Genomic DNA, 1,393 nt, shown 5'->3' with positions numbered 1-1,393 from the left:
TTGTTATGGCTATAAAGCTGATGGAAGCCGCGATGTTTCTTTAGATATAGCCAATGGCAAGGATCGCCAGATTGGTTCAGAAGCTTTGGAGAGCGTTCCTGGTCTTGTCCAAGCGGGTGGCACGTTGAATTTGGTGGTTGATCAACTCAATAACACGGCAGCGGAAGGTTCGATTACAGGGGATGCGCATTTTAAAGCACAAGCAGTTGAAGGCAATCCACTGGAGTCCTTAAGTGGTTTAACCGGAGCTGGCGCTCTCTTTACACCAAAAGTGGATCTCAATAATGCAGGAGAACTTGCTGAGGGGCTCCCTTTACCAAAACCCCAATCGGGGGGTGTTGGGGGCACGCTACCCAATCAAAATTTCATTTATGAAACGCGGGCAGAATTTCTTGATGTCGGCAAGTTTTATGGCTCAGCTTATTATTTGAACAGAATTGGTTACAATCCTGACAGAGAGATTTTTTTCTTAGGCGATGCTTATTTTGAAAAGGAATTGATTGAAAAACAAATGCGTGATCTTGTGGGTCAAGGTTTGGGCAAAGGTTCCTTTATTCCTGGAAGTGATGCCATTGAACAAGTCAAAACCTTGCTGGATGTCGGGGCAGACTATGCAAAAGCACACAATCTCCCTTTTGGTGAGGCTTTGAGTGAAGAACAATTGGCATCCCTAGAAGCCCCGATGGTGATTTATGTGCGCCAACAGGTCAAAGGCATGGATGTTTATGCACCGGTGCTTTATATCCCCGAAAAAGACAGAGCCTCCTTTGTTTCTGCTGGAGCTTTGATCATGGGCGATGATGTGAATATCACCAGCCAGAATACGAGCAATTCCACGATAACCAATTCAGGGCGGATTGCGGCAAATCACCAATTGCATGTGCATGGCGGGGATATCTTTAGTCAAGGAGGGCATTTTGCGGCGGGTGGTGATGCTATTTTGCTTGCGGAGAAGAATATTCGTTTGGATGCAGGGCGCACAACGGTTGACGGCGTGGAGACCGTATTAAACACCGAGGCACTTTCTGCTGGTGGTAATGCAACGGTGATTGCCAAACAAGATATCACCGCCTCAGGGGTGGGGATCACTACCGGGGGTGATCTTGCCATGGCTACAGAACAAGGTAACTTGACGATAGGTTCAGCAGAAACCCATTACCATGATGAACACGGTGATGCTACCATGCATCATAAATCAGAAGTCAACTCTGGAGGCTCAACAACGCTTTCCTCTGGAAAAGATTTGAATATTTTAGGCTCTGATGTTCAAACAAAGGATAAACTTCTCTTACAAGCTGAGAGCAATGTTTCTATTGATGCCACACGCAACAGCATGGACAATCAGAGTGGGAGTGAAACATCTCATGTTGCTTTACACAATGGCTCTCATTTA

At 46.1% G+C, this 1,393-nt stretch carries 1 protein-coding gene; it reads left to right on the top strand.

Annotated elements, in window-relative coordinates; genetic code table 11:
- Nucleotides 1–1,393, top strand: a 1,393-nt coding sequence (locus ACFIKX_RS01735; protein ID WP_375661189.1) for a hemagglutinin repeat-containing protein, incomplete at both ends; no start/stop codon positions are given.

Origin of the sequence: Bartonella sp. CM86QHHN (genome assembly GCF_042194695.1) — a bacterium.
GTDB lineage: Bacteria > Pseudomonadota > Alphaproteobacteria > Rhizobiales > Rhizobiaceae > Bartonella.
The sequence above is the reverse complement of the archived record's forward strand: the minus strand, read 5'-3'. Positions and strand labels throughout refer to the sequence as shown.